We start from the raw sequence: 20,002 nt of genomic DNA, 5'->3' as shown, positions 1-20,002 counted from the left end.
AGGTTATTCATAATAGAGTTGAAAGGTGCTGTGTCTTTTGAAAAGATTCCTTTTAGCTGTCGGCGCTGTCTTGGCAGCTGTAGCTGCTATCGGTATTTGTTTTACAAATATCATTATGTTCATAAAGAAAAAAACCGACGAAGAGATAAAGAAAAGAGAAACAGATGACGGGCATGATGTATTTGAATCGTTTGAACGCATGGAGAAAACGGCTTTTGTGATTCCATCGGCTTACGGATATGACATAAGAGGCTACTATGTTGCACCACACGATACCTCAAAAACAATGATCATCTGCCACGGCGTGACCGTGAATATATTGAACTCTCTCAAATATATGGATTTATTTCTTGATCTCGGCTGGAATGTGGTGATTTACGATCATCGCCGGCACGGACAAAGCGGCGGAAAGACTACAAGCTATGGTTTTTATGAAAAGGATGATTTAAACGAGATCGTCAAATGGGTCAAAGACAAAATCGGTAAACGCGGATTGGTCGGAATCCACGGTGAATCAATGGGAGCAGTGACTGCCCTGCTGTATGCAGGGGCACATCCTGACGATGGCGCTGATTTTTATATTGCCGATTGCCCGTTTGCAAGCTTTGAGGAACAGCTTGCGTATCGTCTAAAAGCGGAATACCGGCTGCCTTCCTGGCCGATCCTCCCCATTGCCGACTCCTTTTTGCGGTTCAGGGACGGCTACCGCGCACGCGATGTATCCCCGCTTGCTGTCATCGATACGATCGAAAAGCCGGTTCTCTTTATTCACAGCAGGCACGATGATTATATTCCTGTTTCTGCAACCGAGCGGCTTTATAAAAAAAAGCCCGGTCCAAAGGAACTCTATATTGCTGAAGCTGGAGAACACGCCATGTCGTATACAAAAAATCGGGGCACGTATCGAAAAAACGTGCAAGCCTTTTTAGACAAAATAACGTAAAAAGCGAAAGGCCCCTAGCCTTTCGCTTTTCCATCATAAAACGTCGGTGATGCCATCCATATGTTCACTGATCCATTCAATCGCAAGGTCTATCGTAGTAAACTCCTGCGCTTCAAATGTCATTTCATCCTGCAAAAGCCAAACATCCTTCTTGACGGATTCCGCTCCTCCGATTGACCAGTGCAGCAGGGTGTAGGGATGGTTTTTGTTCAGAAAGGATACCCACGTTTTATTCTGTGCTGTATTCTTAATTGACTTCAGCTTTTGTTCCACGTTTCGTGTCTCCCTACTTTACTAATATGCTCATTCTTGGACTGAGCATTTGAGCCGGACTTTTCAGCGCCAGCGTTTTGGCTTTCTCATTGTAATCGATTGTCATTTGATCGTCAAAAAACACTTTTTGCGACGACTGGATATATAGCGGAATGCCGTTCGTTTCCAGCTGCTCACACTGTCCCGCTAATTCCTCTGTCACCCAGATGGTCGGTACACCGCTTACTGCGCAGCCGCATCCTTCAGCGTCATAACGGAGCTGCGCCTTTTTTCCCGGGTTGGCGTCAAGCGCCTGCTGCAGTGCCTGTTTTGCTGCATCTGTCACATGAATGTTCATAAGGTGAAACCCCCGTTTTTTTCATTTTCGCTATTGTAGCACACCACGCGTCCGTTCGCATTGTTTCTGCCTTTTTTCCACCGCTTCGCTTTTTCTTCTGCAGCCTTGATCCAATCGGTTTTTCCCTGTATGTACCGCTTGATATTGTCCGGATACTGGGCCGCCAGCTGTTTTTTGAGCGCGGCGTATTCCTTCGCTGTTTCCGGATGAGCTGTGAGATAATCTCTGAACATCAAATGCCTTTCAATAGCAGGATGCCCTCCCTCATAGATATGGACATGATGGGTACGCATATTTCCGCCCTTTTGGAAATAGCGTCTGCCAATAATGCCGTTTTCTCCTTTTGGCGTATAGCCGAGCTCCGTCATTTTCGAATCATATTGGTTTACGGCCGCGATATCCTTTACTGCAATCAGGATATCAATGACCGGCTTTGCCGCCATATTTGGTATCGATGTGCTTCCGACATGATACACGTCAATGATCTCCGGGCCGAGCACAAGCTTCAGACGATCTTTTTCCTCACTGAACAGTCTTGCCCATTCTTCATTGTAGTGAGCGACTTCAACTTTTCTTTTCGGATAGAGATGAAAGACTGACAGAAAAAGCCCCTCTGACGCTTTGACGGTTTTCGTCTTTTCAAATCCTGCCTGCGTATACAGCGACACGGCCGGGTTGTTTTTCTCGGCTGTTACTACCTCGATTTTTTCAGCGTCTTCGTTCTGATCAATAACAAATTGCACGAGTGCTCGTCCGATGCCTTTTCTGAAACCGTCGGGATGCACAACAAGTCTGCAAATGGTCAGCTCGTGCATAAACTTCTCGTATGAAATGACGCCGAGCAGTTTCCCGTCTTCCCGGAATCCCGCAAATCGCTCCTGAGAGGCTCTGATATCCTCAGCTTTTTCGTGTAAAGCAGGGATTCCGTCAAAACCGATAAGCTCCGCTTCTTTTACATAAGCTGGCTTTTGAACGTCAATAATCTCACGTGATACAGCCTCTTCCTTATGCTGAAGAAATGCAATCATTTGTTTTCTCCTGAAAACAGCCGCTGCTTTTCGACTTTGGCGACGCGGACCGCATACGATTCATACCACACGCTTTTTCCTTTTTCTTTCGCTGCTTGGTGTTCGGTGTGATGCCTCCAATGATTGATTGCGTCCATACTCTCCCAATAGGAAACTGTGATGCCAGTTCCATCCGCTTCGCGAACGCTTTCCACACCTAAAAATCCCGGCTGGCTCGCCGCAAGCGAAACCATCCGCTCTGCTGTTTCTCCATATGCTTCGTCATTTTCACTTTTGACAGAAGAAAAGATAACAGCATAATAAGGAGTCTCAGGTGTTTTTGACAAAAAATCCATAGCGGTTCCTCCTCAAATGTTTTTCACAAAAAGCACCCTGTCTTGGCCCGGTCCATCGTAATTTGCAAATACTGAGATGCCATTTACTGTTTTGCTGCCTTTTTCAATCTCAAACCCCAGTCTTGTATGATATGCGATTGACACCTTATTTACCGGGGATGTGACGCACTTTACCCGGGTGCATCCCCTCTGCTTAACCGTTTCAATAAACACATCGTATAATTGTTTTCCAATTTGCATTTTTCTGAAATCCGGATGCACACCGGAAAAATGGATGTATGCCGTTACAGGATCTGATTGCGATTGAAATCCGATTAAAAATCCAGTCATGCTGTTTTGTTCATGTGTAATAAAGCTGGTGTCCTGAAAATGTTCAAAAAATAATCGCGGGAGTTTTTCTTTCAGCTGCCTGCCGCCCCACCATTCATTCATCACAGACGTTACCATTTCAAAATCTGAAGACGTGATTGTTCGAATATCCATTACGATTTCTCCCTCCGTCTGGCAAAACGAATGTCTTTTTTTTATCTCACAATATAAAAATTATATTTTGCCTGACTGGAATTGTAAATGCCTTCTTTTCTGTATCATACGTTTTCAGACTGCTGAGGGAACACGTTTGCTATTTTTCATATCTAGTTCTCCCCCTCCAGCCGCCGGGAGGGAGAACATTCACAGAAAAATATCAAGCACCTGATCAAGTCTTAGCTTACAGAGCTTGCCGGCGTCTCCTTTGATCCACACTGTCTTTTCAAACTCCTCATAGCGGCAGATTTTCCCGCTGCAGGTGACAATTTCGCCATCCTGAAAGCAGCTGACAGTGATATCCTGAGTAAATTCCATCGCAGTGCAAAGCGTTTGGTTCATCTCCTCCAGCTTATCCGAATCAAGGATCGGCTTTTGCAGCTTCTGTTTATGGCGTTTTCTCTCAAGCAGGCTTTGTTTATGTTCAGGCAGAAACATCCGGCTTCCTTCCCACAGCAGATTGCCTCTTTTTAAATGCTCATTCATTTATAATGCCCTCCTATTTTAGCCGCGCGTTCATACGCCTGGCCTGCAGCTGTCAGTGAGGCCGCCCTGATGATCGCCGTGTCGCCGAACCGGCTTTTAATCCCGTCCATCACATAGCCGAGGCTCATCTTCTTTGCATAATCCTGAAATAAATTGAGCTGCCATACTTCATCAGATGAAAGCTGAGAGAGGTTGACCCCGAGGCGGCGGACAGGCTTCCCGTCCCAAAACTTGAGAAACAGTCTGCATACAGCCTGGTACACATCCTGCGTAGAATTGGTCGGTTCTGCCAGCTTCACTTGCCGGTTGAAGCCGGTCGGCAAATCAAAGTCAGCCCCCCTGCAGCTCACCGAAACCGTCTGCCCCATCATCCCGGCGTTTCGGCTTCGCCTGCACACCTCTTCACTTAGCTCCAGCAGAACGACTTTTATTTCTTTGTCAAAGTGTTCATAGTCTCTCGGGAGTGTCATTCTGTGGCCAATCGCTTTTTGTCCGTCCAGCGATGCCGTTGACACAGGAGAATAGTCGATTCCGTTCGCCGTCATCCACAGCACGTGTCCGTTAATGCCCCATTTCTTTTTTAAAAGCTCGAGCGGAAAAACCGCAAGCCCGCCGATCGTGCTGATGCCCATTCGATTTAAATGATGTTTCATTCGGCTCCCAACGCCAAACATACTCCCTACCGGAAGCGGCCACATCTCGGTTTTCATATTTTCTTTCGTTAACGTAAAAATACCGTTCTTATTCTTTTTGGCAAAATTGTCACACGCGATCTTGGCGAGCGCTTTATTAGGGCCGATTCCGACCCGGGCATAAATGCCGACCTCCCGCATAATTCTGTCTTGAATGCTTTTGGCAATTTCCTCGGGCGCTCCAAACAGCTTCTGGCTGCCTGTGATATCCATGAACTGCTCGTCAATGGAATAGGGCTCCACAAGATCTGTATATTCCTCTAAAATGGCGGTGATTTGCAGTGATACATCAATATACCGCTGCATACGAGGCCGAAGCACAATCGCTTCAGGGCATTTTTCCTGCGCTTCCCACAGGCGTGAGGCATTGGCTACCCCTTTTTGCTTCGCCAGCGGGCATGCAGCCAATACAACTCCGCCCCTCCTTTCCGGATCACCCGAAACAATCACCGGCTGGTTTTTCAAATGTGGATTTTCCGCTTTCTCTACAGATGCATAAAACGATTGCATGTCAACGAGAAAAATCACTTTTTCTTTCATCATACACACCTCTAAAAAGAACTTATGTTCGCTTCTGCTATTATATGCGAAAATACGTTCGGTTTATACTGGTAAATGATTCTTGTCTGACAGAAAATATGATGCAAGGGTTTGAGAGAAGAAAAACATTTAGTAGAATGAAAGCGAGCCATAAAGATAGGAGAGTCAATATGGAGAAATTTGTCGAAAAAATGTTGGGACAGGCATTGCGCCAATACGGCCGAAATGTTGCCATTGATCCGTTAAGCCCGTATGAAAAACAAAGCCTGAAAGCTGCCTTAGAGGAAAGACAAAATGAAGATCCAGACGAGGACCTGCATGCGCATATAGAGGATATCATTTATGACTACGTCACAAACCAAGGGCTGTTTTCTTAGTATCATGCACCTTCATTGTTGGAGAATTTTCGTGTATCTGTTTTAGTATGGCCAGAAGGGACGCGACTGATATCAAGGGGAAGCGCCCCTTCTCATATACGGACGCTCAGACCCATCAGCATAGTCTTTAATCTGATGCCCGGTCTCACCCAGCATTTCAGGAACCCTGCCGATATGAGCTACAGCCTGATGAGTCAACGTCTTTAAACGAAATCCGATTGCTCTCCCGCATTCCTCATGTCTTTAAACTGGACAGGCATTTCTGCTCAATGAGAATTACACTTCATGGTCAGATATAAGCACCGGACAAAAAGATCCGAGTACTTCAACTTCCTCTTCAACGGCTAAACGCCATTGTCAACGTGAAACATGATCCATCAAAAACAAAGGTCAATCCTGCGCACACATAACACTCCCATATAAACCGGTAAGTAAAAATATTTAATCCTCCGTTGGATAAGGAAATTTTTTCATGTATGATAGAAAAAGATCTTACTAACAGGAGAGAACAATAAACATGAAGACATGGAAAAATATCCACCCAATCAGCTGGACAATTATTATCGGAACCATTTTCGGCAGAATGGCAACATCGATGAGCATTCCGTTTTTAGCAATTTATTTAACAGCTGTCCAAGGCGCATCAGCATCCTATGCGGGGCTTGTCATTGCGGCGAGCTCATCAGTCGGCATCATTGCAAGCTTTTATGGCGGATATATCTCGGACAAATTCGGCAGAAAGAACATGATGCTTGTATCCATTTTCGGCTGGATGCTGGTGTTTGCAGGGTTTGCGGCCGCTTCTCACCTCTGGGTATTTTTTGTGGTAAATGCGTTAAACGGACTTTGTAAATCACTGTTTGAACCTGCTTCAAAAGCTTTGCTGTCAGATATGACAGCAGAAAAAACAAGATTACTGGTTTTTAATTTACGGTATGCAGCCATTAATATCGGCGTTGTCTTCGGCCCTGTGCTCGGTCTGTACTTCGGTTCATCACAATCTACCGCTCCTTTTTTGGTGCCCGCGGTGATTTATGGGATGTACGGTGTGATCCTTGCCATCCAATTTAAAAAGCATCCACCCGCGACATTAGAACAATCCAGAAATATGAACGTTCGGGAAGCGTTTATGGTAACGCAAAAGGATCGTCTTTTTACAGTTGCTCTTATCGGCATTACACTATGCACCTTCGGCTATTCGCAGTTCAGCTCTACATTCCCGCAATATATGGCGCAAAATCCTTTTATCGAAAATGGGACAAAATTGTACGGCTTGATGCTGACATTAAACGCAATTGTTGTTTTGGCAACACAGTTTCCCATCGTCCACCTTGGTAAACGGTTTTCACCGCTTTGCTCCCTGATGCTCGGCAATATCATGATCAGCGCCAGCATGATGATCCTTACCATGTCACACGGCGTTTCTTCACTTGTTATCATTGTGGTTGCATTTACAATTGGAGAAGTGCTCTTATTCTGTATGATGGATTTGTTTGTAGACCAGATTGCAAAACCCGGATTAAAAGGAACGTATTTCGGAGCGATCGGCTTTTCGCAGTTTGGGAATGTGATTGGCCCTTGGGCAGGCGGCTTATGTATCGATACATTTGGCGCCGGGCATCCAAGTTCCATTTTTTCTGTCCTTAGCGGCATTACCCTGCTTGGCCTGCCGTTTTTAGCGTTTGCCTATCGGAGGATGAAAGCGGGAATCACTGAGCAGCAACCCGGACTGGGGAAGCCGCTTTAACACAAGAAGACGGGAGAGAATCGCTCTCTCCCGCAAAAACGAGGTGATGAAAATATGAATATAGGTGATTTCATCTTTCAGCTGATCGTGTTTTTCATGATTGCCGCTATTATCTCGGCGGCTATAATCGGCTCTAAATATGCGAAAAACCGTAAAGCACAGCTGGACCGAATCGAAAAAAAGCTTAACAGCATGTCCGAAGACCAAAACGATTAACCGCTTGGGGCAACGAGCTCTACCTTGATCCGGTCAGGGTCCTCACAATAGACTGCATAATGCCCGTCTCCCCCGGCAAAAGGATGCCGATCTCGGTACAGCACACGATAGCCTTTTGCCATCAATTTTTCAGTCATCAGGTCGACTTGTAGCCTGGATTCGGCATGAAACGCGAGATGGTTCAGCCCGACACGGCACCTGTGATATTTCGGCTCTAGATATTCTTCTTTTACCTGAACAATCACAAGGTAAAAGTGATCTTTCTTCCAGCTGATGCCGGAACTCCACTTTTGAAACTCTTCATAGCCAAGCTCTGCTAAAAACCATCCCCAAAACCGCTTAGACGCTTCCAAATCGGAGACATACAGCTCAATATGGTGCATCATGATCACACCCTTCTCACTAACACTTCTTCTACCTTATGCCGGTCTCCCTTTCGCAATATTAAATCTGACCTGAATTTAGTCGGCAAAATATTTTCATATAAATTAGGGCGGTTGACACTCTCCCAAATCGAGGTGGCCATCTCGTCAGCCTCCTGGTCAGACAGGTCTTTAAATTTATGAAAATACGAGTCCGGATTTTGAAAGGCCGTTTCCCTAAGAAGGCGGAAACGCTCTAAATACCAGGTAAGAATCCGGCTTTCGTCCGCATCTACGTAAATTGAAAAATCAAAGAAATCGGAAACAAAGATGCGGGGGTTTTCCCGGTCATCCTCCAAGGTCGGCGACTGAAGAACATTAATTCCTTCGATGATCACGATATCAGCCTGTTCTACAACCTCAAACACACCTTCCTCACGGTCATAGGTTAAATGAGAATAGACCGGGGCCTTTACTCTTTCTTTTCCTGACTTTACGTCATTCAAAAATTCGAGAAGCGCTTTCACATCATAGCTTTCAGGAAATCCTTTTCTTGACAGCAAGTTTTTCTTCTTCAGCTCAGCTGTAGGAAATAAAAAGCCGTCTGTCGTGATCAGACTGACCTTGGGCCGATCCGGCAAACGTGAAAGCAGCTTCTGCAAAATCCGCGCTGTCGTGCTTTTCCCGACTGCGACACTGCCGGCAATACCAATGATAAACGGAATTTTGGCTGAATGAGGGTGCTTCAAGAAAACATTCACATGCTTATTTCGTTCGGCAGCGGACTTGACATGCAAATGAAGCAGACGAACAAGCGGAATATAGATCGTCTCCACTTCTTCTACGGATAAATGATCATTCAGCCCTTCAACAGCTTTTGCCTCTTCTTCAGAAACAGCAATCGATAAATGGCCTCCAAATCCTGACCAAGACTGCCGGCTGTGCTGTGTATATAAAGTATGTAAATTAAGCTCTTTATTTTTCACTGTTTACACCTGACTCTCTGTAGCTTTAAACAAACGCTTACAAAGATTGTAACGGAAAACATTCCTACTGTCTGCTTATTTTTTTAATTTATCTTTTTTAACAAGTCAGCACCGATACGGTTATATGCAGCCATTTCTTCTTTCGGAACCATACTGCCTCCCGTTCCCCAGACGACATGTACGGCATTTTTCATGCTGTGCCGCAGATCATTTTCAGACATGTAGTGTTTCCCGGTTTCCGCTAAAAACAGCTGAACAGGTCCGAACATGCCGGCAAGCGCTGACGGCTCTAAATGCTTATTTTCAGATAAAGCCAGCAAATGAAGCAAGGCATACAGCGTTTCGTCTTCGGTAGTATAACAGCCGCTCAGCAAAGGTTCTATCAGATTGCCGACAAATCCTGACGGGCGCCCAACGGCAAGCCCGTCAGCAGCCGTTACATTATCCAAGCCGATATCCTGTACAGAGATCTGATCATGCAGGCCTGAATATAGACCTAAGAGCATAGACGGTGAATGGGTTGGCTCCCCGAAAAATACATGGACATGATTTCCGTACAGGAGCTTCAGTCCAAATGCCACACCGCCCGGCCCTCCGCCGACTCCGCAAGGCAAATACACAAACAGCGGTGTTTCAGGACCAGGCTCGATATTCATAAAGCTGAGCTGCGTTTTTAAACGACTGGCCGCTGCCGCATATCCTAGGAACAGATGACGGGAATGTTCATCATCAATAAAATAACAGAATGGGTCTTGTTCCGCCTGCCGCCGTCCTTCTTTAACCGCTTCACTGTAATCTGATTCGTACTCAATTACAGTGACACCCTTTTTACGAAGTAAATCCTTCTTCCACTGTTTAGCGTCGGAGGACATATGCACCGTCACGCGAAAGCCTAGTTTGGCGCCAATGATGCCAATGCTTAAACCAAGATTTCCTGTTGAGCCGACAGCAATGGAATAGCGGGAGAAAAATGAAGTAAACCGCTCTTCGTGCAAGACGCGATAATCATCTGTTTCCTTAAGCATTCCTTCTTGAAGCGCCAGCTCCTCCGCATGCTTCAGCACTTCATAAATACCGCCACGGGCTTTAATCGATCCCGATATCGGAAGCTCATGATCGCACTTTAAAAGCCATCTCCCCGGAAACGTTTCGCCATACACTTCCTCCAGCTTCTTTTTCATATGGCGTATTTCAAAAAGCGGCGATTCAATCATCCCTTCGGCAGCTTTTGTTTCCGGAAATGCCTCTGCAATATAAGGAGCAAAGCGCCGAAGTCTTTTGTCCGCCTCGTCTATTTCACATTCCCACCCAGCCGCTTGTAATACCATCCCCTCTTTCTTGCTGGGATTAGCCCAGAATACCGGTCGGGCATCAATCAGTTTCTGAATAAATGGATCTTTTATCAGGTCACGCAGAGTTTCTTGATTTATTGACATCAGCTATTTCTCCTTCCTTTAACAACTATATATCTTTATAAAAAACTGCCTGCAAACACACCAAAAGGCGTCTCACACAGGCAGTTCCATGCTTATTTTTTCATGAGCACCCGTCCAGCCAGCTTTTCCACAAGTGCTGGAAACACCTGATATAGCTTTGTGCCGGCATTCATCAAACGAGGAAGATTGATTTCACGTTTGTTCGTCATAATGGCAGACGTGATTTGCGCTGCCACATCATCTGGGTCAAGCATCCAGCGTCCGACATTTTTGGCATAGTCACCGCTTTTATCAGCGATAGAAAAAAAGTCAGTCTGAATCGGCCCTGGATTGACTGTCGTCACATAGACGCCCGTGCCCGCCAGTTCCATACGCAAAGCGTTTGAATAGCCGAGCACAGCATGTTTTGTCGCTGAATAAAGGCTGGATTTCGGCGTAGCAATTTTCCCTGCTTGAGAGGCAATATTAATGATATGTCCGCTTTTTTGCTCAAGCATATGCGGAAGAACAGCTTTTGTACAGGCAATCAGACCGAAAACATTGACATCAAACATTGATTTCATTTCATCTAGGGTCGAATCTAAAACCGTTTCAAAAATACCAAAGCCAGCATTATTGATCAGCACATCAACCGGACCGATCTGATCACGGACCAGGGTGATATCTTCAAGACGGGAGACATCCAGAGGAAAAATATCACACTGTCCGCTCCATTCCTCGGTCATTTTTCTTTTGATTTCCTTCAAACGATCCTCACGTCTTGCCGACAGCAAAACATGGGCTCCTTCAGCCGCACATAAATAAGCGATTCTTTCTCCAAGCCCTCCTGAAGCACCTGTAATCCAAATACGCTTGCCAGCTATATTTTTCACCCTGTTCACCTCTCTATTGCTCTAAAATATGCGGTATTTCCATCCCAATATGACGTGATGCCTGCTTCGGCCGCCAATATATCAAGATGTCCAACCGTTTCTGACATCGTTAAAAACAACTCTTTTTCATAAACGGCAGGAAAGAGCTGCTGACAGACCTGAAAAGCGGTGAGCGGTTTTTCCGACAGCATGTGACGCACATCCTTGGTCCGGCTGCTCTGCTTGTCAAACCGCTTCTTGATCAGCGCTCGTACATTGCTAATCGTCTCGCCATGACCGGGAAACACTGTGTTCGGGGCAAGTTCAGACAGCCTCCGCAGCGACCGCTGATAATCCAATAAAGGCTTCGTTCTTTTTTTTCCCGTTTTTGGCGCTTCAAGAATCGGGTTAGACGAGCTGTTCGCCAGCAGCACATCACCGCCAAGCATTCTTCCGGTCTTTTCATGAAAGAGAACAATATGCGACTCTGCATGTCCGGGCATCTCCAGAACAGTCCAGTCCTCCATCCCGTCAATTTTCATCCCTTCCGTCACCGTTTGGGTCAAGGATCTTGTACAGGAAAATGCGTACGCCGACCGGATAAGCCTTTCTGCTTTCACATCATCAAATGGAACGCCTAACTCAGGCAGCAGCTTTTGAAAAAAATGTTTTTGCCACTCCATAAATGCCTTATCTCTGCTGATATATGGTTCGTTAAACGGATGTCCAATCACTTTAATGTCATCAGAAAAAACATCAAGCAACCCTGCATGATCCGCGTGATGGTGAGTCAGCACGATCTGCTCTATATCTGACATTTCTATATGTACAGCGGCAAGCTGCTCTTTTAGGGCTGCAGCCGCCTCTTTGGTTTTCGGTCCACAATCGATTAGTGTCAGCGCATCACCTTTTACTAAGTAAACGATGACATCACCGACGGCAAACGGTGTCGGGACGCGAATCAGAATGATATCTGCAGTTGTCATTCTTTTTTGCTCCTTGTCTTCATTCATTACTCATATTTTAGCTTTTTCTCGGTCTTGTGTCATTATTGCCGTATGAGAACTGCCCTTTTTGAAAAAGCTATTGACATTAGCTTGTCCCCCATTGCATAATGAACAACAACTAAAATGAGAACCATTGGAACGCTATGACGAGGAATAGTATACAGGCAATGGCCAGAGAGAGCGATATCCCCAGGCTGAAAGGTATCGCGGCCCGCTTGTTTGTAGAACCTGCCCTCAGAGCGGTTAGGAAAACCTAAACGTTTCCCGCGTTACGGGATTTGAGCTGGGCACAAGTTGTGCTAATGAGGGTGGTACCGCGAACCTTTTCGTCCTTTACGTGATGAAAAGGTTTTTTGTTGTTCTGATAGAAGGAGGATACCCATGAAAAAGATAGGATTTGTCGGCGCCGGGTCCATGGCTGAAGCTATGATCAACGGCTTTTTGCAAAGCGGCATTACAAAACCTGAAAATATTTATATTACAAACAGGTCAAATGAAGAAAGACTCAATGAATTAAAGGAATTGTACGGCGTGCGACCATGCAGGGATAAGAGCGAATTTTTCACACAAACTGATATCGTCGTTCTCGCTTTTAAGCCTAAGGATGCGGCAGAGAGCATTGACAGCATTCGTCCTTATATGAAGGATCAGCTTGTCATCTCTGTGCTTGCAGGCCTTACCATCGAAACCATTCAGCATTATTTCGGCAGAAAGCTTGCTGTCATACGGGTGATGCCGAATACTTCCGCTGCCATCAGAAAATCAGCAACCGGATTTTCCGTAAGCGCTGAAGCAAGCCAAGACGATATCACGGCGGCTAAAGCATTGCTAGAAACAATCGGTGAGGCCACATTGGTTGAGGAGCAGCACCTTGATGCCGTTACCGCGATAGCAGGCAGTGGCCCCGCTTACCTGTATCGCTATATTGAAGCGATGGAAAAAGCGGCGCAAAAGGTCGGTTTAGATGAGGAAACCGCAAAAAAACTGATCCTGCAGACAATGGCAGGCGCGACAGATATGCTTCGCCAAAGCGGAAAACAGCCGGCGCAGCTGCGCAAGGAGATTACGAGCCCTGGGGGAACAACAGAGGCAGGCCTTCGCGCTTTAACGGAGGCCCGCTTTGAAGAAGCAATCATTCATTGTATTGAAGAAACGGCCAAACGAAGCGCTGAAATCAAAGAGCAATTTGCCGGAGCTGCCTTAGAGAAGCATTTTTAGAGAAAAACATAAGACAGAAGAAATGCGCTTTCTGTTTTCTTTTATCCTAAGACTCGCTGGCAGCTTCTGATTGTTTTAATAATGCAGAGATTGTAAAGGAAAGCAAGTCGGGAAGCACCTCAAAGGAATAAGGCACATACAGTCGTTCCGTCCATTTATGCGGGTCTTTTCCAGACGGGCCGACATTTAATACTGGAACATACAGCGCCTTATCGTCCCTGCTTGGAAGTGAATAACCCCTGTTAAAGAGCGGCATATTGCTTGTGTATGCACCAACATCCTGTTTTTCCAGCTGAAGATAGCTCAAATCCGAGAGCCCTGGGAAATACTGAACCTCCCGTAAAGCAATGCCGTACCTATCAGCTGCATATTGAATGAGCTTGCCGGCAGTATTCTTGATTACCTGATCGTTTTTTGATGACACTGCCGGATAAAACGGAGGGCTATAAAAGAGAACAATGAGCGGCGCATCTTCCTTACACAGCGCAGCGAGCTCTGATACAATTTTAGTCGAAAAATCCCTGTCTCCAAGATCTCCCCTGTTTGCATAGGTGAAATTCAGCACCCGTTCTGTTTCCGAGCTTCCGACACGACTTTTCGCACGTGCAAGAAGCTCATCAAACGTAAAAACAGTGACAGTTCGTTCAATGAGATGAAATGGCTCAAACTTCTGAAAATCACGTGTTTTCTGCTGAATATGGTTTGAAACCTCCTCTGCCGCCTGCTCTGCGGTTTTTTTCAGCATGTCATGCAGCTCACTCGCGGAGCGCTCCATTGTCAGCACATTAAATAACGTAACGGCTGTATGCGGTGTTTGGACGGAATATGCCTCTTTCAAGTCCTTTTGCATTAAATTTACCGGCGGCGGGGTGACTTCCCCGTCAGCCATTTCGCAGTAATTCACGTTCAGCTCCAGCAGACGATTGATCTCGGAAACCATTAAATTTGCATTTAAACCGGAAAACGGCTCTCCAACATGCGTTTCTATCCCTTTGCAGAAAAATCCTGCGAGAACCTTGCCAATGCTTCCCGTATACACATATTGCCGCTGGTCGCCCGGAAATTTTTCAAACATCGGTTCGCTATTCAAACAAGCAGTGTATGTAAGATGATATTTATGCTCGATTTCTTTCAGTGCAGGAACGGCTTCGATCATACCTCTTGAATTCACTTCCTCGTCAGGAACCGTAATCAAAAGGACATTCCCATCAAAATGACCATTCATTGCCCGCTCAAGCATCGACAGCTGAACAGCAAGCCCCGCTTTCATATCCATCGTGCCTCTTCCAAACAGCCAGTCGCCGCTTTCCGCGTCTGTTCTCACGTGTTCAGGAAGCAACTCTTTTTTCTCCAAAAAGGAGTTTAAAAGCTCAGCCGGCTTACAGGCCATATGCTTGAATTCGCCGTAGTCCTCTATGTCCACGACATCAAAATGGCTCAGCAATAGCACTGTCTGTTTGACACCTTTCTTTTTGACAAGCGCCGTCAGAAACGTTCTGCCGTCTTCCATTGGATGGAGTGTGACATGATCAGGGTTATTTTGAAAATAAGGCTTGTCCTTTAAAAGATAATAAAGATATTCCGCAAGTGCGGCTTCCCCTTTCGAACCAGTGACACTTTTGTACTGGACAAGCGAAGTTAAAAGGGTAAGCAAATTATCCTTAGTCTGCCAATTCATCATTTCCGCCCTCCTATGTATAAAAACGCTTCGATCCTAAAAAATAACATGATCCCTTGTCTATTATACAGAAATGTTTGACAAAATCGGATCGTTTGAGCAGTTTATATGACGGGAAAGAAATGACTTGTTATAATCAACCTCTAAAAACCTTACGGGAGGCGAAAGAAATGGCCAGAAAATTATTCACACCTATTACGATTAAAGATGTAACGTTAAAAAACCGCATTGTGATGTCACCAATGTGCATGTACTCTTCTCACGAAAAGGACGGAAAATTACAGCCGTTCCACATGGCTCACTACATAACACGCGCAGTCGGCCAGGTCGGATTGATTATTGTAGAAGCATCAGCGGTTAATCCTCAAGGACGCATCACAGACCAAGATTTAGGGATATGGAGCGACGAGCATATCGAAGGTTTTGCAAAGCTGACTGAGCAGGTAAAAGCGCAAGGCTCAAAAATCGGAATTCAGCTTGCCCACGCAGGACGTAAAGCAGAGCTTGAAGGAGATATTTTCGCTCCGTCTGCGATTGCGTTTGACGAGCAATCCAGCACACCGGTTGAAATGACAACTGAAAAAGTGAAAGAGACCGTGCAGGAGTTCAAACAAGCAGCAGCCCGTGCAAAAGAAGCAGGCTTTGATGTGATTGAGATTCATGCGGCACACGGGTACTTAATTCATGAATTTTTATCTCCGCTTTCTAACCATCGCACAGATGAATACGGCGGCTCACCAGAAAACCGGTACCGTTTCTTAAGAGAAATCATTGATGAAGTCAATCAAGTGTGGGATGGTCCTTTATTTGTCCGTGTATCGGCTTCTGACTATACAGACAAAGGCTTAGACATCGCTGATCATATCGGTTTTGCAAAATGGATGAAGGAGCAGGGCGTTGACTTAATTGACTGCAGCTCAGGTGCCCTTGTTCATGCAGACATTAACGTATTCCCTGGCTATCAGGTCAGCTTTGCCGAGAAAATCCGCGAACAGGCTGATATGGCGACTGGTGCTGTCGGAATGATTACAAATGGTTCAATGGCTGAAGAAATTCTTCAAAATAACCGTGCAGACCTCATCTTTATCGGCAGAGAGCTATTACGCGATCCTTACTTTGCAAGAACTGCCGCAAAACAGCTCAATACAGATATTCAAGCCCCTGTTCAATACGAAAGAGGCTGGTAATCTTGAGATTCGAGATATCCGCGGCTCCGCCGCCGGATATCTCTTTTTTTATTTTTGGAGAAACGATCAGCTGACGTTCTCCGTCTCCCTATTAGAACCAATTAGAGGAGATGACTCCAATGAATGCAGCATGGATCGAAAGGACCTATATGGTTGACGGTTGTGAATTTCATACAAAACACCGAAAAGGATTTAGCGGTGTAACCATTGTTTTTGAAGCCGGCTACGGCACTTCTTCAGAGACGTGGAAACCATTAACAGCGGACATTGATGGCGAATTTGGCATATTCACATATGATAGAGCGGGTATTGGGAAAAGCGGACAAAGCAAGGCAGAACGAACAGCCAACCAAAAAGTGAGAGAATTAGAAAGCTTGCTTAAGGCAGCAGGTATAAGACCTCCTTATCTGGTTGTTTCCCATTCATACGGATCGGTTATCAGCAGTTTATGGGCCTGTAAAAACCGAGAGGATATTATCGGCATGGTGCTCCTTGATCCCGCTTTAGGAGATGACGGCACTGGCAGCTTTACATTTATTCCTGAAGAAATGCATACAGCATACAGAAAGCAGATGATGCTCGAGGAGACATATGCTGAATTTTTGAAAAGCCTGCAGCAGGTCAAACAGCAGCAAGTCCATTTAGGAAACATGCCGCTTATTGTCCTGTCATCAGGTGAACGCACTGAGAAATTCGCCTCTGCTGAAGTGGACTGGAGAAACCTGCATAGCAGCATTTTGGCCCTATCCGATCAAAGCGGCTGGATACAAGCAAAAAACAGCTCACATAACATTCATCATGATGAACCTCATATCGTCCATCTGGCGATTTATGATGTATGGTGTGCGGCCTGCCAGCAGGCCGCACCGCTGTACCAGGCAGTCAATTAAACAAAAAACCCGGCTCAGCAGCCGGGTTTTTTATTATTTTGTTTCGCGATGAAGGGTATATTTTTTTAACCGCGGTGAATATTTTTTCAGCTCTAAACGATCAGGATTTGTGCGTTTATTTTTGGTTGTGATGTAGTTTCTGTCCCCTGTTTCAGTGCAAGCCAAAGTAACATTTACTCTCATGTTTAACATCTCCTTATAAAGCGTAATGATTACGTTTTATTATACAGCTTAATAACAGATTGTCAAACACCTTCTCAGCCTCTTGGAACTTGTACCTCTAAGAAATCATAAGCCGTGATGCTGTTCGGAAAAACAGCTGCCGCTTCTTTCTGAAGCTCCAGAGATGCCTCTCCCTGATATCTTGCGCTGATATGAGTTAAGATGAGCTGCTTCGCCCCAGCTTCTTTTGCTGTTACAGCTGCTTGTTCTGTTGTACTGTGAAAATAATCAAAAGCAAGCTTTACATCATCCTTAGCAAAGGTGGCTTCATGCACTAGCACATCACAGTCCCGCGCAAGCTCTTTTATCTTATCGCTCACTCTCGTATCCCCGGAAAACACGACAGCTCTCCCCTTTTTAGGAGGCTCCAGAAAATCCTCCCCATTTATGGTGCGTCCGTCTTCAAGCGTCACGATTTCACCTTTTTTTATTTTCGAATATACAGGTCCAGGCGGAATACTCATTTCCTTTAATAACGCCGCCTTTAAAGAACCAGGCACATCTTTTTCTTGTACGCGGTACCCGAAGGCTTCTACACCATGAATCGCGGATACAGCTGTGACGATAAACTGATCGTCCTCAAATACGGCTCCCTCTTCAATCTCTTGTATCACAAGCGGATATGTTAGGTGAGTTTTCGTGACGGCAAGACTTGTTTCAATAAACGCTTTGATGCCTTTCGGTCCGTAAACCGTCAGCTCGTCCTCACCGCCCTGAAAAGAACGGCTGCCAAGAAGCCCTGGAAGACCGTATACATGATCGCCGTGCATGTGAGTAATGAAGATTTTTTCTATTTTTCGAGGTTTAATTGATGTATGTAAAATTTGATGCTGTGTGGCTTCCCCGCAGTCAAACAGCCATACAGATCGCCTTTCTTCAAGCAGCTTTAATGCGATCGATGTCACGTTTCTCGACTTAGCGGGAATTCCGGCTCCCGTCCCTAAAAAAAGTAATTCCACATTTCCTTCCTCCTACTAGAACTAGTTACCTACAAGAATACAGGATCAGGCGTAAAATGTGAATCTCGCCTCTGATTCGGGCAATCCTTTCGTTCTAGAAATATTTTTGCGCCATTCTGTAAAAAAAGGGGCTTAAATGTTTGCTTTCGTTGAATTTTAGATTTAAAATGAAGGAAATATACGGGGTACTAAAATAAAGCTTCGAATAAAGTGAGGTACTTTTAGTGAAAACAAACCAACAACCAAAAGCAGTAATTGTCATATTCGGTGCAACGGGAGATTTGGCAAAACGAAAACTTTATCCGTCCATTCACCGTTTATATAAAAATGGACAAATTGGAGAAGAGTTTGCAGTTGTAGGAGTCGGAAGAAGACCTTGGTCCAATGAGGATCTTCGCCAAACCGTCAAAACATCTATTTCCTCAGCTGCTGATAAACATATAGATGACTTCACGTCTCATTTCTATTATCACCCGTTTGACGTGACAAACCCTGGTTCTTATCAAGAGCTTAACGTACTGCTCAACCAGCTGGAAGATACATATCAAATCCCGAACAACAGAATGTTCTACTTGGCAATGGCTCCTGAATTTTTTGGAACAATTGCAAAGACATTAAAATCAGAAGGTGTTACAGCAACTACAGGCTGGTCCCGCCTTGTGATTGAAAAGCCATTTGGCCATGACTTGCCGAGCGCGCAAGCATTAAATCAAGAAATTCGTGAAGCATTTACAGAAGATCAAATTTACAGAATCGATCACTACTTAGGAAAACAAATGGTGCAAAATATTGAGGTCATTCGATTTGCCAATGCGATTTTCGAACCGCTATGGACAAATCGCTACATCTCAAATATCCAAATCACATCAAGCGAATCACTTGGTGTTGAAGACCGTGCTAGATATTATGAAAAATCAGGCGCCCTTCGCGACATGGTCCAAAACCATATTATGCAAATGGTTGCGCTTCTCGCAATGGAGCCGCCGATTAAACTGAACACAGAAGAAATTCGCAGCGAGAAAGTGAAGGTGCTGAGAGCCCTCCGCCCTATTGCAAAAGACGAAGTGGATGAGTATTTTGTGCGCGGACAATATCAAGCCGGTGAAATTGACGGTCTGCCAGTCCCTGCTTATACAGATGAAGATAACGTCGCTCCTGACTCAAATACAGAAACCTTTGTTTCTGGAAAGCTTCTGATCGACAACTTCAGATGGGCTGGTGTTCCATTCTACATTCGTACTGGGAAACGAATGAAAGAAAAGTCTACAAAAATTGTCGTTCAATTTAAGGACATTCCGATGAACCTGTACTACGGCAATGAAAACAACATGAATCCGAACCTACTCGTCATTCATATTCAGCCTGACGAAGGCATTACACTGTACTTAAACGCTAAAAAACTCGGAGGAGCAGCACACGCGCAGCCAATCAAACTGGATTACTGCAGCAATTGCAATGACGAGCTGAACACTCCTGAAGCATATGAAAAATTGATTCACGACTGTCTTCTTGGCGATGCGACGAACTTCGCACACTGGGATGAAGTGGCCCTTTCTTGGAGCTTTGTCGATTCCATTTCTGAAACATGGGCAGCCAACAAAACCCTATCGCCAAACTACGAAGCAGGTTCTATGGGTCCAAAAGAATCAGATGATCTTTTGGCGAAAGACGGCTTGCATTGGTGGAATATATAAAGAAAAAGGCTGA

The 20,002-nt window shown here is 45.2% G+C and carries 22 protein-coding genes and 1 pseudogene; 8 read left to right on the top strand and 15 right to left on the bottom strand.

What is annotated here, in order from left to right; genetic code table 11:
• The first annotated feature begins 37 nt into the window (after nucleotides 1–37).
• The gene (locus V6D42_RS03410; protein ID WP_333512372.1) at nucleotides 38–943 is read left to right on the top strand and encodes an alpha/beta hydrolase; all 906 of its coding nucleotides are present in this window, start codon (nucleotides 38–40) and stop codon (nucleotides 941–943) included.
• A 33-nt stretch (nucleotides 944–976) separates the two neighbouring features.
• Here V6D42_RS03410 and V6D42_RS03405 read toward each other — a convergent pair whose 3' ends face one another.
• From V6D42_RS03405 to V6D42_RS03375, 7 genes and pseudogenes are all read right to left on the bottom strand, one after another.
• On the bottom strand, nucleotides 977–1,216 hold the full coding sequence (locus tag V6D42_RS03405; RefSeq protein ID WP_010334822.1) for a YqkC family protein: 240 nt from the start codon (nucleotides 1,214–1,216) through the stop codon (nucleotides 977–979).
• Between the two features lie 13 nt (nucleotides 1,217–1,229).
• Nucleotides 1,230–1,553 carry an iron-sulfur cluster biosynthesis family protein gene (locus V6D42_RS03400; protein WP_024121945.1) on the bottom strand — a complete coding sequence of 108 codons (324 nt, stop codon included), beginning with the start codon at nucleotides 1,551–1,553 and terminating at the stop codon, nucleotides 1,230–1,232.
• Nucleotides 1,550–2,581 carry a bifunctional GNAT family N-acetyltransferase/GrpB family protein gene (locus V6D42_RS03395; RefSeq protein WP_333512371.1) on the bottom strand — a complete coding sequence of 344 codons (1,032 nt, stop codon included), beginning with the start codon at nucleotides 2,579–2,581 and terminating at the stop codon, nucleotides 1,550–1,552. Before V6D42_RS03395 ends, V6D42_RS03400 begins: the two co-directional genes overlap by 4 nt.
• Nucleotides 2,559–2,916: pseudogene (locus V6D42_RS03390) on the bottom strand (antibiotic biosynthesis monooxygenase family protein). The gene V6D42_RS03395 and the pseudogene V6D42_RS03390 overlap by 23 nt, the downstream one beginning before the upstream one ends.
• A gap of 12 nt (nucleotides 2,917–2,928) precedes the next feature.
• Nucleotides 2,929–3,399, bottom strand: coding sequence for a GNAT family N-acetyltransferase (locus tag V6D42_RS03385; protein ID WP_333512370.1), 471 nt, complete (start codon nucleotides 3,397–3,399; stop codon nucleotides 2,929–2,931).
• A gap of 189 nt (nucleotides 3,400–3,588) precedes the next feature.
• Complete coding sequence (locus tag V6D42_RS03380; RefSeq protein ID WP_333512369.1) at nucleotides 3,589–3,927, bottom strand: YolD-like family protein; 339 nt, start codon at nucleotides 3,925–3,927, stop codon at nucleotides 3,589–3,591.
• Entirely contained in the window at nucleotides 3,924–5,162 is a 1,239-nt protein-coding gene (locus tag V6D42_RS03375; protein ID WP_333512368.1) for a DNA polymerase IV, read from the bottom strand. The genes V6D42_RS03380 and V6D42_RS03375 overlap by 4 nt, the downstream gene beginning before the upstream one ends.
• Nucleotides 5,163–5,329: 167 nt before the next feature.
• Between V6D42_RS03375 and V6D42_RS03370 the strand changes: the two genes are divergently transcribed.
• From V6D42_RS03370 to V6D42_RS03360, 3 genes are all read left to right on the top strand, one after another.
• Entirely contained in the window at nucleotides 5,330–5,536 is a 207-nt protein-coding gene (locus V6D42_RS03370) for a YqzH family protein (protein ID WP_010334838.1), read from the top strand.
• A 517-nt stretch (nucleotides 5,537–6,053) separates the two neighbouring features.
• Nucleotides 6,054–7,283 carry an MDR family MFS transporter gene (locus V6D42_RS03365; protein ID WP_333512367.1) on the top strand — a complete coding sequence of 410 codons (1,230 nt, stop codon included), beginning with the start codon at nucleotides 6,054–6,056 and terminating at the stop codon, nucleotides 7,281–7,283.
• Nucleotides 7,284–7,337: 54 nt separating this feature from the next.
• Nucleotides 7,338–7,499 carry a hypothetical protein gene (locus V6D42_RS03360; RefSeq protein WP_333512366.1) on the top strand — a complete coding sequence of 54 codons (162 nt, stop codon included), beginning with the start codon at nucleotides 7,338–7,340 and terminating at the stop codon, nucleotides 7,497–7,499.
• Here the strand turns inward: V6D42_RS03360 and V6D42_RS03355 are convergent.
• The 5 genes from V6D42_RS03355 to V6D42_RS03335 form a co-directional block, all read right to left on the bottom strand.
• Nucleotides 7,496–7,882 (bottom strand): VOC family protein, encoded by a 387-nt coding sequence (locus V6D42_RS03355; protein ID WP_333512578.1) that lies wholly within the window; start codon nucleotides 7,880–7,882, stop codon nucleotides 7,496–7,498. The two genes, V6D42_RS03360 and V6D42_RS03355, sit on opposite strands and share 4 nt — an antisense overlap.
• 5 nt (nucleotides 7,883–7,887) lie before the next feature.
• Nucleotides 7,888–8,847 carry a type I pantothenate kinase gene (gene coaA / locus V6D42_RS03350; protein WP_024121956.1) on the bottom strand — a complete coding sequence of 320 codons (960 nt, stop codon included), beginning with the start codon at nucleotides 8,845–8,847 and terminating at the stop codon, nucleotides 7,888–7,890.
• An 83-nt stretch (nucleotides 8,848–8,930) separates the two neighbouring features.
• Complete coding sequence (gene dsdA, locus V6D42_RS03345; protein WP_333512365.1) at nucleotides 8,931–10,283, bottom strand: D-serine ammonia-lyase; 1,353 nt, start codon at nucleotides 10,281–10,283, stop codon at nucleotides 8,931–8,933.
• Nucleotides 10,284–10,375: 92 nt separating this feature from the next.
• Nucleotides 10,376–11,155 carry an SDR family oxidoreductase gene (locus tag V6D42_RS03340; RefSeq protein ID WP_333512364.1) on the bottom strand — a complete coding sequence of 260 codons (780 nt, stop codon included), beginning with the start codon at nucleotides 11,153–11,155 and terminating at the stop codon, nucleotides 10,376–10,378.
• A 5-nt stretch (nucleotides 11,156–11,160) separates the two neighbouring features.
• Entirely contained in the window at nucleotides 11,161–12,120 is a 960-nt protein-coding gene (locus tag V6D42_RS03335) for an MBL fold metallo-hydrolase (RefSeq protein ID WP_333512363.1), read from the bottom strand.
• Between the two features lie 402 nt (nucleotides 12,121–12,522).
• On the opposite strand from V6D42_RS03335, the gene proC reads away from it, so the two are divergent.
• On the top strand, nucleotides 12,523–13,359 hold the full coding sequence (gene proC, locus V6D42_RS03330; protein ID WP_333512362.1) for a pyrroline-5-carboxylate reductase: 837 nt from the start codon (nucleotides 12,523–12,525) through the stop codon (nucleotides 13,357–13,359).
• A gap of 46 nt (nucleotides 13,360–13,405) precedes the next feature.
• Here the strand turns inward: proC and V6D42_RS03325 are convergent, their stop codons facing one another.
• Nucleotides 13,406–15,037, bottom strand: coding sequence for a M20/M25/M40 family metallo-hydrolase (locus tag V6D42_RS03325; RefSeq protein WP_333512361.1), 1,632 nt, complete (start codon nucleotides 15,035–15,037; stop codon nucleotides 13,406–13,408).
• Between the two features lie 170 nt (nucleotides 15,038–15,207).
• On the opposite strand from V6D42_RS03325, the gene namA reads away from it, so the two are divergent.
• Both namA and V6D42_RS03315 read left to right on the top strand, forming a co-directional pair.
• A complete protein-coding gene (gene namA, locus V6D42_RS03320; RefSeq protein ID WP_106020066.1) occupies nucleotides 15,208–16,224 on the top strand; it encodes an NADPH dehydrogenase NamA in 1,017 nt (338 codons plus the stop codon).
• A gap of 119 nt (nucleotides 16,225–16,343) precedes the next feature.
• On the top strand, nucleotides 16,344–17,114 hold the full coding sequence (locus tag V6D42_RS03315; RefSeq protein ID WP_333512360.1) for an alpha/beta fold hydrolase: 771 nt from the start codon (nucleotides 16,344–16,346) through the stop codon (nucleotides 17,112–17,114).
• 33 nt (nucleotides 17,115–17,147) lie between these two features.
• On the opposite strand, the gene rpmG is transcribed toward V6D42_RS03315, so the two are convergent.
• Both rpmG and rnz read right to left on the bottom strand, forming a co-directional pair.
• Nucleotides 17,148–17,297: a 50S ribosomal protein L33 gene (gene rpmG, locus V6D42_RS03310; protein WP_003226511.1), complete on the bottom strand. Its 150-nt coding sequence runs from the start codon at nucleotides 17,295–17,297 to the stop codon at nucleotides 17,148–17,150.
• Between the two features lie 74 nt (nucleotides 17,298–17,371).
• Nucleotides 17,372–18,295 carry a ribonuclease Z gene (rnz, locus tag V6D42_RS03305; protein WP_333512359.1) on the bottom strand — a complete coding sequence of 308 codons (924 nt, stop codon included), beginning with the start codon at nucleotides 18,293–18,295 and terminating at the stop codon, nucleotides 17,372–17,374.
• A gap of 224 nt (nucleotides 18,296–18,519) precedes the next feature.
• On the opposite strand from rnz, the gene zwf reads away from it, so the two are divergent.
• Entirely contained in the window at nucleotides 18,520–19,989 is a 1,470-nt protein-coding gene (zwf, locus tag V6D42_RS03300) for a glucose-6-phosphate dehydrogenase (protein WP_010334843.1), read from the top strand.
• Nucleotides 19,990–20,002 lie beyond the last annotated feature (13 nt).

Source organism: Bacillus sp. 0909A, assembly GCF_036765115.1.
GTDB classification, from domain to species: domain Bacteria; phylum Bacillota; class Bacilli; order Bacillales; family Bacillaceae; genus Bacillus; species Bacillus mojavensis.
The sequence above is the reverse complement of the archived record's forward strand: the minus strand, read 5'-3'. Positions and strand labels throughout refer to the sequence as shown.

Bases quoted from the DNA above. Each gene is read 5' to 3' on its own strand.
- V6D42_RS03380 (WP_333512369.1), bottom strand. From the start codon at position 3,927: ATGAATGAGCATTTAAAAAGAGGCAATCTGCTGTGGGAAGGAAGCCGG.
- V6D42_RS03335 (WP_333512363.1), bottom strand. From the start codon at position 12,120: ATGACAACTGCAGATATCATTCTGATTCGCGTCCCGACACCGTTTGCC.
- V6D42_RS03315 (WP_333512360.1), top strand. From the start codon at position 16,344: ATGAATGCAGCATGGATCGAAAGGACCTATATGGTTGACGGTTGTGAA.
- V6D42_RS03360 (WP_333512366.1), top strand. From the start codon at position 7,338: ATGAATATAGGTGATTTCATCTTTCAGCTGATCGTGTTTTTCATGATT.
- namA (WP_106020066.1), top strand. From the start codon at position 15,208: ATGGCCAGAAAATTATTCACACCTATTACGATTAAAGATGTAACGTTA.
- V6D42_RS03385 (WP_333512370.1), bottom strand. From the start codon at position 3,399: ATGGATATTCGAACAATCACGTCTTCAGATTTTGAAATGGTAACGTCT.
- V6D42_RS03370 (WP_010334838.1), top strand. From the start codon at position 5,330: ATGGAGAAATTTGTCGAAAAAATGTTGGGACAGGCATTGCGCCAATAC.
- V6D42_RS03325 (WP_333512361.1), bottom strand. From the start codon at position 15,037: ATGAATTGGCAGACTAAGGATAATTTGCTTACCCTTTTAACTTCGCTT.
- V6D42_RS03375 (WP_333512368.1), bottom strand. From the start codon at position 5,162: ATGATGAAAGAAAAAGTGATTTTTCTCGTTGACATGCAATCGTTTTAT.
- proC (WP_333512362.1), top strand. From the start codon at position 12,523: ATGAAAAAGATAGGATTTGTCGGCGCCGGGTCCATGGCTGAAGCTATG.
- V6D42_RS03365 (WP_333512367.1), top strand. From the start codon at position 6,054: ATGAAGACATGGAAAAATATCCACCCAATCAGCTGGACAATTATTATC.
- dsdA (WP_333512365.1), bottom strand. From the start codon at position 10,283: ATGTCAATAAATCAAGAAACTCTGCGTGACCTGATAAAAGATCCATTT.
- V6D42_RS03355 (WP_333512578.1), bottom strand. From the start codon at position 7,882: ATGCACCATATTGAGCTGTATGTCTCCGATTTGGAAGCGTCTAAGCGG.
- rpmG (WP_003226511.1), bottom strand. From the start codon at position 17,297: ATGAGAGTAAATGTTACTTTGGCTTGCACTGAAACAGGGGACAGAAAC.
- V6D42_RS03400 (WP_024121945.1), bottom strand. From the start codon at position 1,553: ATGAACATTCATGTGACAGATGCAGCAAAACAGGCACTGCAGCAGGCG.
- V6D42_RS03395 (WP_333512371.1), bottom strand. From the start codon at position 2,581: ATGATTGCATTTCTTCAGCATAAGGAAGAGGCTGTATCACGTGAGATT.